Annotated in this window: 11 protein-coding genes; all 11 read left to right on the top strand. The window is 67.1% G+C overall.

The genetic code is table 11. The features are described from left to right. Positions 1-121 precede the first annotated feature (121 nt). The 11 genes from glf to fadD32 all read left to right on the top strand — a co-directional run bounded on the left by glf (position 122) and on the right by fadD32 (position 15,317). On the top strand, positions 122-1,330 hold the full coding sequence (gene glf / locus OK17_RS03720) for a UDP-galactopyranose mutase (RefSeq protein ID WP_154885272.1): 1,209 nt from the start codon (positions 122-124) through the stop codon (positions 1,328-1,330). Continuing rightward, positions 1,331-3,274: a glycosyltransferase gene (locus OK17_RS03715; protein ID WP_461416696.1), complete on the top strand. Its 1,944-nt coding sequence runs from the start codon at positions 1,331-1,333 to the stop codon at positions 3,272-3,274. After that, complete coding sequence (locus OK17_RS03710; protein ID WP_232717505.1) at positions 3,255-4,013, top strand: phosphatase PAP2 family protein; 759 nt, start codon at positions 3,255-3,257, stop codon at positions 4,011-4,013. Before OK17_RS03715 ends, OK17_RS03710 begins: the two co-directional genes overlap by 20 nt. Next, positions 4,010-4,933 carry a decaprenyl-phosphate phosphoribosyltransferase gene (locus OK17_RS03705; protein WP_006867060.1) on the top strand — a complete coding sequence of 308 codons (924 nt, stop codon included), beginning with the start codon at positions 4,010-4,012 and terminating at the stop codon, positions 4,931-4,933. The genes OK17_RS03710 and OK17_RS03705 overlap by 4 nt, the downstream gene beginning before the upstream one ends. Continuing rightward, entirely contained in the window at positions 4,920-7,016 is a 2,097-nt protein-coding gene (gene zomB, locus OK17_RS03700; protein WP_461416695.1) for a flagellar motor control protein ZomB, read from the top strand. Before OK17_RS03705 ends, zomB begins: the two co-directional genes overlap by 14 nt. Positions 7,017-7,418: 402 nt before the next feature. After that, complete coding sequence (locus tag OK17_RS03695) at positions 7,419-8,408, top strand: alpha/beta hydrolase (RefSeq protein WP_232717503.1); 990 nt, start codon at positions 7,419-7,421, stop codon at positions 8,406-8,408. 276 nt (positions 8,409-8,684) lie between these two features. Further along, the gene (locus OK17_RS03690) at positions 8,685-10,226 is read left to right on the top strand and encodes an alpha/beta hydrolase-fold protein (protein ID WP_232717502.1); all 1,542 of its coding nucleotides are present in this window, start codon (positions 8,685-8,687) and stop codon (positions 10,224-10,226) included. A gap of 183 nt (positions 10,227-10,409) precedes the next feature. Further along, a complete protein-coding gene (locus OK17_RS03685; RefSeq protein WP_232717501.1) occupies positions 10,410-10,958 on the top strand; it encodes a DUF732 domain-containing protein in 549 nt (182 codons plus the stop codon). Between the two features lies 1 nt (position 10,959). Further along, positions 10,960-11,967: a cutinase family protein gene (locus OK17_RS03680; RefSeq protein WP_232717500.1), complete on the top strand. Its 1,008-nt coding sequence runs from the start codon at positions 10,960-10,962 to the stop codon at positions 11,965-11,967. Between the two features lie 177 nt (positions 11,968-12,144). Beyond that, positions 12,145-13,155 carry an LLM class F420-dependent oxidoreductase gene (locus tag OK17_RS03675; protein ID WP_232717499.1) on the top strand — a complete coding sequence of 337 codons (1,011 nt, stop codon included), beginning with the start codon at positions 12,145-12,147 and terminating at the stop codon, positions 13,153-13,155. A 260-nt stretch (positions 13,156-13,415) separates the two neighbouring features. Then, positions 13,416-15,317 carry a long-chain-fatty-acid--AMP ligase FadD32 gene (gene fadD32, locus OK17_RS03670; protein WP_461416694.1) on the top strand — a complete coding sequence of 634 codons (1,902 nt, stop codon included), beginning with the start codon at positions 13,416-13,418 and terminating at the stop codon, positions 15,315-15,317. Positions 15,318-15,364 lie beyond the last annotated feature (47 nt).

Raw genomic sequence — 15,364 nt, 5'->3', positions numbered from 1 at the left:
CCCCGAACTACTCGAGAAGCAGAACAACCGGCCCGATGTCTGCAGACCGACGATCGAACATTACCCGGCGACCACCGTGGCTCGGAGAATCCTCAGGAAGGGTCCGTTACCCTGAGGACCCGTGGCAACCAGTAGCAGCTATGACCTGATCGTCGTCGGCTCCGGATTCTTCGGTCTCACCGTCGCCGAGCGGGCGGCCACCCAGCTGGGCAAGCGGGTCCTCGTGATCGAACGGCGCAACCATCTCGGTGGCAACGCCTACTCCGAGGCCGAGCCGACGACCGGTATCGAGGTCCACAAGTACGGCGCCCACCTTTTCCACACCTCGAACGACCGGGTGTGGGAGTACGTGAACCAGTTCACCGACTTCACGAACTACCAGCACCGCGTGTTCGCGCTGCACAACGGGCAGGCCTACCAGTTCCCGATGGGTCTCGGCCTCATCAGCCAGTTCTTCGGTCGCTACTTCTCGCCCGACGAGGCGCGCAAGCTGATCGCCGAGCAGGCCGGCGAGATCGACACCGCCGACGCCAAGAACCTCGAGGAGAAGGCGATCAGCCTCATCGGGCGGCCGCTCTACGAGGCGTTCATCAAGCACTACACCGCCAAGCAGTGGCAGACCGATCCCACCGAGCTACCCGCCGGCAACATCACCCGCCTCCCGGTCCGGTACACCTTCGACAACCGGTACTTCAACGACAAGTACGAGGGCCTGCCGGTCGACGGTTACACCGCCTGGCTGGAGAACATGGCCGCCGACGAGCGCATCGAGGTGCGCCTGTCGACCGACTGGTTCGCCGTCCGCGACGAGCTGCGTGAGCAGAACCCCGACGCGCCGGTCGTCTACACCGGCCCGCTGGACCGCTACTTCGAGTACTCCGCCGGCCGACTCGGCTGGCGCACACTCGATTTCGAGACCGAGGTGCTCGACACCGGCGACTTCCAGGGAACCCCGGTGATGAATTACAACGACGCCGACGTGCCGTACACGCGAATTCACGAGTTCCGTCACTTCCATCCGGAACGGGACTCCTACCCGGCGGACAAGACGGTCATCATGCGCGAGTTCAGCCGCTTCGCCGATGACGACGACGAGCCGTACTACCCGATCAACACCGCCGACGACCGCGCCAAGCTCTCGGCCTACCGCGAACTTGCCCGCACCGAGACCGCCAGTGCGAACGTGTTGTTCGGTGGTCGCCTCGGCACCTACCAGTACCTCGACATGCACATGGCGATCGCCAGCGCGCTCACCATGTTCGACAACACCCTTGCGCCGCATCTGCGTGACGGTGCGCCGCTGGTGTCCGACCCCGCAGGAGCCGAATAGATGACGGTGACCCCCGTGAACCAGTCCGAGATCCCCGACGCGGGCATCGGACCGTCGAAGGCGAAATCCCTTCTGCAGCGCGTCATCTTCCCGCGCGCGGGTGAGCCGCTCGACGTGCGGTCGCTGTACCTGCTCGAGTCCGACTCCAACCACCGGCGGGCACACGCACCGAGTCGGACCTCGGTGCTCCTCGGCGGCGAATCCGAGGTCAGCTTCGAGACCTACTTCAACGCCTTCGCAGCCGCCTACTGGCGTCGCTGGAGCATCCTGGACTCGGTCGTGCTGCGCATCGAGGTGGTGGGCACCGCTCGCGTCGACCTGTACCGCTCCAAGATCGACGGTTCGCGCATCGGTATCGGCGGCGATCTGATCGCGACCGACGAACATGGCCGCGGTGTGGTCGAATTCGAGCTCGATCTCGGCCCGTTCGAGGACGGCGGCTGGATCTGGTTCGACATCACCACCGACACCGACACCGAGATCGTCTCCGCCGGTTGGTATTCGCCGATCGACGCGCCGACCTCCGACGCCGACACCAAGCGCGTGACCGTCGGTATCCCGACCTTCAACCGGCCCACCGACGCGGTCAACGCACTCGCCGCCCTGACCTCCGACCCGATGGTCGACGGGGTCATCGACGCGGTCATCATGCCCGACCAGGGCACCAAGAAGGTCGTCGACGAACCCGGATACACCGAGGCCGCAACGGCTCTGGGCGACCGGCTGCACATCTTCGACCAGGGCAATCTCGGCGGCTCGGGTGGCTACGCACGCATCATGTACGAGGCGCTGCGACTCACCGATTCGCCGTACATCCTCTACATGGACGACGACATCGCCATCGAGCCGGACTCGATCCTGCGTGCGTTGGCCATGTCGCGATTCGCCAAGTCCCCCATGCTCGTCGGCGGACAGATGCTCAACTTGCAGGACCGCAGCCACCTGCACTGCATGGGTGAGGTCATCCGCCGCGACACCTTCATGTGGACCGCGGCGCCGTTCGTCGAATACGACCACAACTTCTCCGAGTACCCGCTGCGGGACCGCGAGAACTCGAAGAACCTGCACCGCCGGATCGACGTCGAGGGCAACGGCTGGTGGATGTGCATGATCCCCCGCGAATGCGCCGAGACCATCGGTCTGCCGATGCCGCTGTTCATCAAGTGGGACGACTGGGAATTCGCGCTGCGCGCGGCCAAGGCCGGTTACCCGACGGCCACCGTTCCGGGCATCGCGATCTGGCACATGGCGTGGAGCGACAAGGACGACGCCATCGACTGGCAGGCGTACTTCCATCTGCGCAACCGGCTCGTCGTCGCGTCCATCCACCACGACGGACCGATCAAGGGCATCCTGCGGTCGATGACCAAGGCGACCGCGAAACATCTTCTCTGCCTTGAGTATTCGACGGTCGCCATCCAGAACGAGGCGATCCGGGACTTCCTCGCCGGTCCCGACCACATCCGCAGCCTCCTGCCGACCGCGCTGCCGAAGGTCGCGGCGATACGCAAGGAGTACCCGGATGCGGTCGTGCTGCCGTCGGCCACCGAGTTGCCCCGGACCTCCGGCGAGGCAACGCATCTGGGCACGTCGATCCCGCTGAATCCCATCAGCAAGATCAAGGCGCTGGCCGCTTCGGTGGTCAACAACGCCCGACCCGCCGACCCTCGTCATCACGAGGTGCCGCAGGCGAACTACCCGCCGATCGAGGCGCGCTGGTTCTCACTCGGCCGCGTCGACGGTGTCACCGTCACCACGGCCGACGGTCGGGGAGTGGTGTACCGGCAGCGTGATCGCGAGAAGATGATCGCCCTCGCGCGCGAGCATTTCGCTCTGATCAAGGAACTTCAGGACAAGTTCGGCGACATGAAGCAGCAGTACCGCGCCGCACATCGTGAGTTGACCAGTAAGGAGAGCTGGGCGGGTGTCTTCGGAATCGAGTAGTCCCGACGTACAGGTCGAGGAGTCGACGAAGCTCCCGGCCGACGACGCCCCCAGACCTCTCGCGGGCGAGGAGAAGGTCCTCGTCGCCATCCAGACGGGCATCGGTTCCCGTCCGGGTGTGCGGTCGGCGGCTCGCGGTCTGTCGCACCTCGGCGAGCACGCCCTGGGCTGGCTGGCCGTCTCCGGTGCCGGCTGGACGCTGGCGCGCGCCCGCGGCGACGTGCGCTCGCAGCAGTTGTGGATCGAAGCCGGTGTGGGCGCCTTCGGTGCGCACGCGGCCTCGGTGATCATCAAGCGCATCGTGCGCCGGCCCCGGCCGGCCCATCCGGCCATCGACATCGGGGTGTCCACGCCGAGCAAGCTGAGCTTCCCGTCGTCGCACGCCACCTCGACCACCGCCGCGGCGATCCTGATCGGCCGTGCGGCCGGCTGGGACGCCAAGGTGCTGCCCGCGGTGCTGGTGCCGCCGATGCTCCTGTCGCGTCTCGTACTCGGCGTTCACTATCCGACAGACGTCACCGCGGGTGCCGCGATCGGTGCCGCGAGCGCAGCCGCTGTCATCGCGGGCGATAAGGTGCTGCTCGAACCCACCCGGAATGCTCCGGCCTCAGGACGTGCCCGCCGCGCGGCGCGCGCCCTGACCCGGCTCGGCCTCACGGCCGCGGTGCCCGGCGGGCCGCTGCGACTCGCCGCGTCCCCCGTCATCGCACGGGTGACACGACACAGGGAGAATGCATGAGCGAGGAGCCGATCGAGCACGGGAAGGTCGCCGGGCCCCCGAAGAACCTGGCCACCGGGCTGATCAAGGCGATCCGTCCGCGGCAGTGGGTGAAGAACGTCCTGGTGCTCGCCGCGCCGCTGGCCGCGGGCAACATCACCGACGCCTCGGTGCTGGGCTCCGCGGCCATCGCCTTCGTCGCATTCTGCCTCGCCGCGTCGAGCATCTACCTGGTCAACGACGCGATGGACGTCGAGTCCGACCGTAACCACCCGACCAAGCGGTTCCGTCCCATCGCCGCCGGCGTGGTCCCGGTGCCGCTGGCCTACGGCCTCGCCGCCGTGCTGCTGGCCGCGTCCATCGGCATCTCGTTCCTCGCGAACTGGCAGACCGCGGTCGTCATCGCGATCTACCTGGTCATCCAGCTCGGCTACTGCTTCGGCCTCAAGAACCAGGCCGTCATCGACATCTGCATCGTGTCGTCGGGCTTCCTGCTGCGCGCGATCGCCGGTGGTGTCGCCGCCGAGATCGTGCTGTCGCAGTGGTTCCTGCTCGTCATGGCCTTCGGCTCGCTGTTCATGGCTGCCGGCAAGCGGTACGCCGAATTGCAGCTCGCCGAGCGCACCGGCGCCAAGATCCGCAAGGCGTTGCAGTACTACACCACGACCTACCTGCGTTTCGTCTGGACGCTGTCGGCCACGGCCGTGGTGGTCTTCTACGGACTCTGGGCGTTCGACAAGGGCGCCGAGAACCATGACACCAACGTCGCCTACGCGATCTCGATGGTGCCGTTCACGGTTGCGATCCTGCGTTATGCGGTCGACGTCGACGGTGGCGCAGCAGGGGAGCCCGAGGAGATCGCCCTCGGCGACCGCATTCTGCAACTGCTGGCCGTGGCCTGGTTAGTATGCGTGGGTGTCGCGGTCTATGCAGTCAATTGACGGTCTGCAACCCACCGACGGTGTCGGTACCGATTCCGTCGACGACCCCCAGGTAGAGGGCACCCACGCGACGGGCGCGCCCGTGGTCGACAGGGCGCGGCGTCGTCTCGCCGCGGCCAGTTTCCTGATCGGCGCCGTCGCTGTCAGCACGTTCTTCGCCGTCGGCGCCTGGCAGCGCCGGTGGATCGCCGACGACGGCCTGATCGTGCTGCGCACGCTGCGGAACCTCTTCGCCGGCAACGGGCCGGTGTTCAACGCGGGCGAACGCGTCGAGGCCAACACCTCGACCGCCTGGACCTACCTGCTGTGGTTCTGGGCGTGGGTCACCGACGGCCAGCTCGAGTACGTCGCCCTCTGGGTGGCACTGGTGTGCTCGGTCGCCGCCATCCCGATCGCCATGTACGGCAGCGCGCGTCTCTACGGGAACCGCCTCGGTGGGATCACCGGTGACGGCTGGACGCTGCTGCTCCCGTTCGGCGCCATCATCTACATCGCCATCCCGCCGGCTCGCGACTTCGCGACGAGCGGTCTGGAGAACGGCCTCTGCATCTTCTGGGCCGCCGTCCTGTGGTGTCAGCTCGTCGCCTGGGCCCGACGCGGTCCACAGACCACTCGTCGGGCGTCGGCGGCAACGCTCGCCCTCGCGTTCACCGCGGGTCTTGCACCGCTGGTCCGGCCCGAACTCACCGTGTTCGGCGGACTGGTGCTCGTCCTCGTCTTCTTCGCGCCGCTCGGCTGGAAGATGCGGCTGGGCGTCGCCGTCGTCGCCGGTGCGCTCCCGGTGGGCTATCAGATCTTCCGGATGGGCTACTACGCCCTGCTCGTCCCCAATCCGGCGGTCGCCAAGGACGCCAGCGGTGCCAAGTGGGAGCAGGGTTTCGCCTACCTGACCAACCTGTTCGGTCCGTACGTGCTCCTGCTGCCGGTCGTCATGGCCGTCGTCGCCGGCGTGATCCTTGTCGTCGGTGCACGCCTGCGTGCCGATGCCGCCACGAGCACCGTGGACCCGGTCACCGTCGATCCCGACCGCTCCCGCCTGGGCGCGTTGTCGGCCCGGCTCCAGTCGTCGACCGCCGTGGTGTCCGTGGTCGTGGTGGCCGGTCTCATCCTGATCGTCTACTGGATGCGCCAGGGTGGTGATTTCATGCACGGCCGCGTCCTGCTCGTGCCGCTGTTCGTCACGCTGCTGCCGCTCATGGTCGTACCGCTGACGGTTCCCGCGCATCTCGGTGCCGCCTTCGGGCGCCGTCGTGCCGTGCAGGAGTCCGTCATCGACGACGAGCCCGAACCTGTCGAGGTGTCGCCGGCCGAACGTCGGCGGACCCGCGTCGGACTGGCCGGTGCGGTCGCCATGGCCGGCCTGTGGATCACTGTCCTCGTGTGGGGGATCAGCACCCACGCGAACGTGCTGCCCAACGCCGGCATCGACATCGGACGCAGCGGCATCGTCGACGAGCGTCGCTTCTATGTGACCAACATGGGCAACGAGAACCCGGTGACCGCCGAGGACTACCTCGCCTACCCGCGGATGAGCGCGATGGTCGAGAAGATCGACAAGTACCGCGAGGACGGCGGCGTCATCCTGCCGTCGTTCAACTACGACGAGTGGTACGTCGCGCAGCTGCCCGCGGTGATGCCCAAGGGTGCCGAGCGTCAGGTGACGGTCTACTTCCTCAATCTCGGCATGACGAGCATGAACGCGCCGCTCGACGTGCGCGTCATCGACCAGATGGGTCTGGCCTATCCGCTCGCCGCACACACCGAGCGGCTCGAGGACGGCCGCATCGGGCACGACAAGATCCTGCCCAGCGAATGGGTCGTCGCCGAGGCCGGGGCCTATCCGCGCAAGCCGGTTCTGCCGGGATACCTCGACGAGGACCTCGTCCGTCAGGCGCAGGTGGCGCTGCAGTGCCCTGAGACCAAGGACCGGTTCGCGTCCTTCGAGGGACCGTGGTCGTTCACCCGCTTCAAATACAATCTGAAGCAGGCGTTCACGTTCAACAGCTATCGGATCCAGCGCGAGCCGGAGTACGAGATCGCCCGGTGCGGACTCGAGATGCCGCCGCCCGTGAACCCGGAGTAGAGGGCACACGGGCGGTTCGCGGGTGCGCGCGACCCTGGCACACGAACCCAAGTAAATGCACAGAAAACCCGCACTCTGCGCTGAGGACTTGCCCCGGAACATCTCGGATCGGTAACGTCCCGGCGTCAGAGGTCGATAAACCGTTCGTGACCGATGTGTCCTGGAAAGTGCCGGGGCACGCACGGTGACGGGGGTTGTGATCGCGATCACAAGGTTTGTCACGGTCGGGGGCATCGAATAGGCTCGCCGACGGCGAATCGCATGCGAGATCGGCTCGGAAACCATCGTCGCGCCGCGCTCTGCGCCGGGGGACGAGAGATGTGAGACGCACAAGAACCGGTCGGGTTCTGCAGGAGGCAAGACCTCCGGTGATCCGATCGGCCGAAGAGGGAGATTCTGTACATGCGTGAAGCTGCCACTCAGGCGACCAAGCCTGCGCGCGGCCGGATGGGGAACCGGCTGATCGCCGCACTCGTCGCCGTGCTGACAGTTGTGGGACTGACCGGCGTGGTCGCCGGCCAGGCCAGCGCCCGGATCGGCGGAACGCAGGTCGGCAAGCAGGAGTTCTTTGTCAACGGCTGCGGAATGCCCGATGTGAAGGTCCGCGCCTGGAAGAGGCCGGGCAACTACAAGACCGTCATCCTGCTCGACGGTATGCGCGCCCAGTACGACTACAACGGCTGGGAGATCAACACCAACGTCCAGGAGATGGTGAAGTCCGGCGTCAACGTCGTCGAGCCCATCGGTGGACCGGCCAGCTTCTACACCGACTGGGATGCACCCAGCAACTTCAACCGCCAGGCGTACCGCTACCGCTGGAACTGCGCCATCACCAAGTCGCTGGTCGGTGCCCTCGACAAGCGTGGCTTCCGCGTCGGCGCGTCGAAGCGCTACGCGATCATGGGTCTGTCGATGGGCGGTAACGCCGCCCTCGTCATCGGCGCGCAGAACCGTCAGCACTTCGACCGTGCCGGCTCGCTGTCGGGCTACAACTTCCTGAGCGCCCCCGGTATGCGCACCGCGCTGCGCCTGGCGATGTTCGACGTCGATCCCAAGCCGTGGAACATCGACGCGATGTGGGGCCCGCCGTGGAGCATCCGCTGGTTCCAGAACGATCCCTTCTGGAACATCGGCAACATGCGCGGCATGAAGATCTTCGTGGGCTCGGGCAACGGTCTCTTCGGCAAGTACAACTCGCTGCCCAACGTCTTCGACGATCTGTTCAAGGGTTCGACGCTGGAACTGCTGGCGTTCACCCAGTCGAAGGCCTTCGAGGCTGCCGCGTTCGTCCAGGGCGTGCCGCTCATGACGTACTACGCCAACGGCACCCACGCCTGGGGTTACTGGCAGGACATGGTCTGGAACGCCAAGAACCGCGGCTTCTTCCGCTGATCGGTAACAGACCGGCCTGACACGGCCTTCACGACGCCCCGTCCGGGATTCCCGGGCGGGGCGTCGTCGTGTTTCGCTACGGACTGCCGCCGGATGGGTTGGTATCAACTGTCACACAAATCCCACGAGTCACAGCGTGGCGTTCGGACACCGGGGCCGGATTCCGTGTAAGAAACTCCTGAGGCGTTTGGTATTGATGATGCAGTTGTGACTGACGGGGAATCGGTCAGAACGTGCGGACGCCGTTGTACTGGGTCGAAGGAGTTCTGGAGAGTGATGCGGCGAATCAGTGGTACCCGACCGGTCGGTGCCCGAGTGGCCTGGCGAGCGGCGATGGCCGCCGTGGTGGCGATCGTGGCCGTGATGACACTTGTCGTGGGTCAGGGCCTCGCGGGCGCCGAGCCCGCGCCGGCACCGGCCCCGGCCTCGCCGGCGGCTCCCGCCCCGGCATCCCCAGCTGCGCCCCCGGCCTCTCCGGCTGCACCCCCGGCCTCTCCGGCTGCACCCCCGGCTTCTCCGGCTGCACCCCCGTCGTCGGCTGCACCCCCGTCGTCGGCGGCTCCGGCAGCCGCACCGGCCCCGGTGCCTCCGGGCAAGGTGACAAACACCTACTGGTACACCGATCGCCGCGTCGCCCTATGGGTGTACTCGCCGTCGATGAACACCAACATCCAGGTACAGATCCTCCTGGCGCGCGATTGGCATGCCAAGCCCAAGGAGAAGTTCCCGCAGATGACGATGCTCGACGGTCTGCGTGCGCAGGACGACCAGAGCGGTTGGGTTCTGAACACCAAGATCGTCGACTTCTACAAGGACAAGAACGTCAACGTCATCCTGCCGATCGGTGGTGAGTCGAGCTTCTACACCGACTGGAAGGAACCCGACCGCGGCAAGAACTACAAGTGGGAGACGTTCCTGATGCGGGAACTCCCGCCCATCCTCGAGAACGACTGGCGCTCCACGGACGTCCGCGGCATCGAGGGTCTGTCGATGGGTGGCTCGGCCGCGATGATGCTGGCCGCGCGCAACCCCGGCTTCTACAAGTTCGCCGCGTCGTTCTCCGGCATCCTGCAGTTCAGCTCGTTCGGTATGCCGCAGGCCATCCAGTTCGCCGTCCGCGACGGCGGCGGCTACGACTCGATGAAGATGTTCGGTCCGCCCACCGACCCGGCCTGGAAGGAACACGACCCGTACGTCCTGGCCGACAAGCTGCAGGGCACGAGTCTCTACATCTCTTCCGGCAACGGCATGGTCGGCGAGCACGACAAACCCTCCGACATCCCGCTGCTCGCGACCAACTACTCCGGCGTCGGCCTGGAGATGCTCAGCCGCGTCACATCCCAGCAGTTCGCGGTCCAGTTGAACCGCAAGGGGATCCCTGGCCAGGCGGTCTACCGTCCGTCCGGAACGCACACCTGGCCGTACTGGGAGTTCGAGATGATGCAGGCGTGGCCGCAGGCCGCCGCGGCTCTCGGTCTCTCGCGGGACGCGGTCGCCTGCCGTGTCGACGGCGCCTTCCGCAAGCTCTGGGACGCCAACAAGGGCGACCTGGGCGGCTGCCTGACCCCGGCCTACGGCGTTCCCGGTGGCAAGGCCCAGGACTTCGCCAACGGCCGCATCTTCACCGGCCCGAAGGGTCCGAAGATCGCGACCGGCGCGATCGGCGGAGCCTACGTGTCGGCCGGCGGTCCCGGCGGGCGTCTCGGCAAGCCGGTGAGCAACGAGGAGCCGACCCGCGACGGCAAGGGTCGGGTCAACCACTTCGAGCACGGCCGCATCACGTGGACGGCCAAGGACGGCACGAAGGTTCTGAAGTGAGGCCCCAACCTCGACCGCACGTGTGCGGGCGCTGAGACTTCGCTGAGGAATCGAGGTGTTCGTGCAGGTCGCGCCGGTGGGCGGGATCGTCGAGGGGTGTGGGGACGGTAGCCTGGCGGGGCGTGCGGTGCAGTGTCCGGCTGTGCCGCGTCCGGCGGGATAGAGGTTCGACAGGAAGTGGCGATGACAACGAAGTGTGCTCGGCTGGTGCTGCCCCTGGCGGGCCTCGCACTCGCGCTCGGTTCGGTCTCGGCGTGCTCCGACGATTCGACGGCCAGTGCGCCGATCACCAACAACCCGGTCACCACCACGTCGCTGTACTCGGCCGCGGGATCGTCCACACCCGCGTCGGGTTCGGCCTCGGCCGAGCCGACCGCCAAGGTCTCGGACGCGCCGTCGGGCACCACCTCGAGGCTGCCCGAGACCGAGCCCAACCCGAGCACCAAGGTCCCGGACAACTTCCCGGGGCCCAGCGGTGCCCCGCTCGACGCCAAGGCCAAGGCCTACCTCGCGGCACTCAAGGCCGACAACGTCACCTTCATGGGCGACGGCGACCACTCCGTCTCGCTCACCATGGCGAAGTACGTGTGCGGAGCCAAGCAGAAGGGCACCGACCCGGGCATGGTGAAGGCCTTCGTCACCGCGTCGGTAGGGCCGGGGACCAAGACTGTCGAAGAGGCGAACACCAAGGCCGACAAGGTGATTCGCGCAGCAGAACAGCACTACTGCTGACGTGATGGCCAGACGCACCGCGGGCCGCGCTCGAAAGAGCCCCGCCCGGCGGTTGGGGAAGTTCTCCCTGTTCCTCCTCGCGCTCGCGGTCATCGCGATCGTTCTCATCGTGCTGCTCATCCTGGTGTGGCTGAGGCCCGGACCGATCCCGCCGATCGGACCGGAGGTCCCGTCGACGCCGTCCAAGGAACGCCCCGAGGCGCAACCCGCGGACTGTCCCGATGTGCTGACCGTGGTGATCCCCGGCACCTGGGAGTCGAGTGCGACCGACGACCCGTACGCGCCGTCGGCGAACCCGAATTCGCTGATGCTGCGGGTCTCGCGCGCGTTGTCCAAGGAGTTCGACTCGTCGCGGACGGAGGTCTACACGGTGCCCTACACCGCACAGTTCCGGAACCCGACGAACCTCGCCGACCGTCAGGCCGACTACAACGTCTCACGCACCCAGGGGTACAAGCGTGCCGCCGGCAAGATCATCAACACCAACAAGCGCTGCCCGCTCACCAGCTACGTGCTGATGGGCTTCAGTCAGGGGGCGGTGATCGCGGGTGATCTCGCCAGCAACATCGGCAACGGCCGGGGTGTGCTCGAAGACGGTGACCAGGATCTCGTCCTCGGAGTCGGGCTCATCGCCGACGGGCGCCGCCAGCCCGGCAAGCAGAACGACGTGGACCCCAGCCCCGACGGCGTCGGCGCGGAGATCGCGCTCGGCGGTATGGGCAACATCGTCCCCGGCATCACCATGACCGGCCCGCGCAACGGCGGCTTCGGCGACCTCGAGGACCGCGTGCAGTCCATTTGTGCGCCAGGCGATCTCATCTGCGATTCGCCGACGGTCCTCAATCCGCTCGCCGCGGTGTCGAAGCTGGCCAACGCCGCGAGCAACCCGATCCACGCGATGTACGCCACCACCAAGTACTGGGAGTCTGACGGTCGCACCGCGACCCAGTGGATGTACTCGTGGGCCCAGGACCTCATCGACGAGGCCCCGCGTCCCGCGCACGAGTGACCCCTCGGCGTCCCGCGGTCGGCCAACTCGCTGTAACCCTGTCGCCGAGACCACCGATTCGTTTTGCGGGGCCGTCACGCTGCATTAACGTGTTGGGCTGGCCCGGGCTTCGTCCGGGCGATCGACACAGGGTGCCGTACGGCGTCCCCGACGGCCGGACACGAGGAGAGGACAGCGATGACGCAACCCCCGAATGATGCGGGTGGCAGCTCCTCCGGTCTGCGCAAGTTCCGCTTCGGTGCGGGCGGTGAGGGCAACAAGGACGAGGGCGGAGCCCGCAAGTTCGTCAAGCTGGCCCAGACCGCCGAAGAGTACGGCTACGACACCTTCGCGGTGCCCGATCACCTGGGCAACCAGGTCGGTCCGCTGGCCGCGCTCGGTGCGCTGACCCAGGCCACCAGCACGATCCGTCTGGCGACGTCGGTGCTGGCCAACGGCTGGCGCCACCCGGCGCTGCTGGCCAAGGAGGCCACCACGATCGACGTGCTGAGCAAGGGACGACTCGAGCTCGGCATCGGCGCAGGCTGGATGAAGGAAGAGTTCGACAAGGCGGGGATCGAGTTCGAGTCCCCGGGCGTCCGCATCCGCCGGCTCGACGAGGCGCTGACCATTCTCGACGGCCTGATGCGCGGCGAGACCGTCGACTTCGACGGCGAGTTCTACAAGATCAACGGCCTCGAGGGCAGCCCGCGACCCCGACAGGGACCGCGCCCGCCGATCGCGGTCGGCGGTGGCGGGCCCAAGATGCTGGCTCTCGCCGCCAAGCACGCCGACATCATCTCCGTCGCCCCGGGCACCACGCCCGACGGCAAGATGAAGCTGTCGGACATGACCATCGAGAAGACGGCCGAACGCGTCGACCGCATCCGCCAGGCCGCGGGTGATCGTTTCGACGAGATCGAACTGAACTGGACCATCGCCGTCATCGTCATCACCGACGATCGCGTGGCAACCGCCGAGATGGCGCTGAAGGCCCTCGAACAGGGCTACCCGCCGAACATCGCGCACGACACCGAGTTCACCGTCGACGACGTGCTGTCCTCGCCGTACATCGCGATCGGCAGCTTCGAGGAGATCGCGGATCAGATCCGCGAGGTCCGCCGCCGGACGACCATGTCCTACGTCGGGGTCTTCCCCACCCAGATGGACGCCTTTGCGCCCGTACTGGCCCAGTTGAAGGGGGAGTAGGATGGCCGTCTGTCTCGCGAGTGAACTGCGAGGTGGTGGGTCGTTGAACCGAAGGTGTGCGCCGGATGACCGTCGTACGCTTTTTCGAAGCTGACCATGACGATCACAAGCTTTTCGTTGTGTAACTGGACGTGCGCTACCGTATCCCGCGGTCGGCACAGGACGTGGATGGCAGAAGCGCCGGGTGTTGTCGCCGAAGGACGTCACCGGGGAACTGCACTCGCGTGGGGGAGTCCACGAGGGGGCCACAGGAGTAATGAATGCTGAAGACTGAACTCGAAGACTTTCTCGATGAGACCGGAAACATCTCTTTCACCGAGGAAGCAACGCTTGTCGACTACGTCGAGCAGAACGTACGTGAGCAGGCCGACACGCTGGCTTACCGTTTCATCGACTACAGCCGCGAGCGCGACGGCGAAGCCCAGGACCTGACTTGGGCGCAGTTCGGCAAGCGCCTGCGCGCGGTCGCCGCACGCCTGCAGCAGGTGACCAAGCCCGGTGATCGTGTTGCGATCCTCGCGCCGCAGTCGCTTGAGTACGTGATCGGCTTCTTCTCCGCGCTGTACGCCAGCAACGTCGCGGTGCCGCTGTTCTCGCCCGACGAGCCCGGCCACACCGATCGTCTGCACGCCGTCCTCGACGACTGCAAGCCGACCGCGATCCTCACCTCCACCAAGTCCGCCGAGGCGGTCCGCGACTTCTTCGCGCCGCTGCCGGCCAAGGAGCGCCCGCGCGTCATCGCCGTCGACGCGGTCCCCGATTCGGTGGGTTCGAGCTGGGTCGCCCCGATCGCGGGCAAGGACCACAACAAGGACACCGTCGCGTACCTGCAGTACACGTCCGGTTCGACCCGCGTCCCCGCAGGCGTGGAGATCACCTACCAGGCGGTCGCCGCGAACGTCCTGCAGATCTCCGACACCATCCAGATCGACCGCAACGCGCGCGGCGTCACCTGGCTGCCGATGTTCCACGACATGGGTCTGCTGACCGTGATCCTGCCGGCGCTCGGCGGTCGTTACATCACGATCATGAGCCCGCAGGCGTTCGTCCGCCGCCCCGGCCGCTGGATCAAGGAACTCGCCGCGGCCGCCGACGGCGCGGAGACCTACGCCGCGGCCCCGAACTTCGCCTTCGAACACGCCGCCGCGCGCGGCCTGCCCAAGGAGGGCGAGGAACTCGACCTGTCGAACGTCATCGGCCTGATCAACGGCTCGGAGCCGGTCACGGTCAGCTCGATGAAGAAGTTCAACGAGGCCTTCGCGCCCTACGGCCTGCCGAAGACGGCCATCAAGCCCTGCTACGGCATGGCCGAGGCCACCCTCTTCGTCTCCGCGACCCAGCGTGAGAACGAGGCGAAGGTCATCTACGTCGACCGCGACGATCTCAACGCCGGCAAGCTGACCGTCGTCGAGGAGGGCACGCCCAACTCGGTCGCCCAGGTGTCCTGCGGCCAGGTCGCGGTGAGCCAGTGGGCGGTCATCGTCGACCCGGAGACCGCCTCCGAGCGTCCCGACGGTCACGTCGGCGAGATCTGGCTGCACGGCCTCAACATCGGCGCCGGCTACTGGAACAAGCCCGCCGAGACCGAGGAGACCTTCCACAACAAGCTCGTCGCCCCGCTCCCCGAGGGCAGCCACTCCGAGGGCGCCCCGGCCGACGGCCTGTGGATGCGTACCGGCGACTACGGCGTCTGGCTCGACGGCGAGCTCTACATCACCGGTCGCGTCAAGGACCTGGTCATCGTCGACGGACGCAACCACTACCCGCAGGACCTCGAGTACAGCGCCCAGGAGGCCAGCACCGCGCTGCGTCCGGGCTTCGTCGCCGCTTTCTCGGTGCCGGCGAACCAGCTGCCCGCCGTGGTCTTCGAGTTCGGCAGCGGTCTCACCCCTGACCCCGACGACGCCTCCGAGCAGCTGGTCATCGTGGCCGAGCGCGGACCGGGCCGCAAGGCCGATCCGCAGGAGGTCGCCGACACCGTGCGTGCCGCCATCGCGCAGCGCCACGGCGTCATGGCTCGCGACGTCCTGCTGGTTCCCGCCGGTTCGATCCCGCGTACCTCGTCGGGCAAGATCGCCCGCCGGGCCACCCGTGCCGCCTACATCGACGGCAGCCTGCGCGGCGGCTACAAGCAGACGGCGTTCCCGGACGCTGCGGAATAGCGCGTCCGCACCCGTTCACGGCCGCGGTGTCGGTGATCGTCAGCAAC

The sequence above is a fragment of the Gordonia sp. GN26 genome, from assembly GCF_054823965.1.
Note: the sequence above shows the minus strand (reverse complement) of the source record. Positions and strands in the feature narration are given on the sequence as shown.